This window comes from Neisseria sp. HMSC070F02 (genome assembly GCF_001814225.1).
Lineage (GTDB): Bacteria > Pseudomonadota > Gammaproteobacteria > Burkholderiales > Neisseriaceae > Neisseria > Neisseria meningitidis.
Map to the genome: position 1 here is coordinate 1 of NZ_KV815411.1, position 264 is coordinate 264.

The 264-nt window shown below is 52.3% G+C and carries 1 protein-coding gene; it reads right to left on the reverse strand.

Going from position 1 to position 264, the window contains the following annotated elements; genetic code table 11:
- Window positions 1–33: 33 nt before the first annotated feature.
- Window positions 34–264: hypothetical protein (locus HMPREF2959_RS12825; protein WP_246829038.1), on the reverse strand; the 231-nt coding region annotated here is incomplete at its 5' end.

Below are 264 nucleotides of genomic sequence, written 5' to 3' on the forward strand. Positions count from 1 at the left end.
GTCTGGATTCCCGCCTTCGCGGGAATGACGGCATCAGTTTGCAGGATTCGGCGTGAACGGTAAAAACAGTGAGAATGATAAGAACGCAAAAACGGCAAGAATAGCGGGAATCGGCAGGCTGAAGCCCACCCTACCATTATTTACACATCCGTACCGCTTAAATGCCGTCTGAAACTTCGTCATTCCCGTGAAAACGGGAATCCAACCCCGTGGGAGCAGAAACTTACACCCCGTCATTCCCGCGAACGCGGGAATCCAGTAACC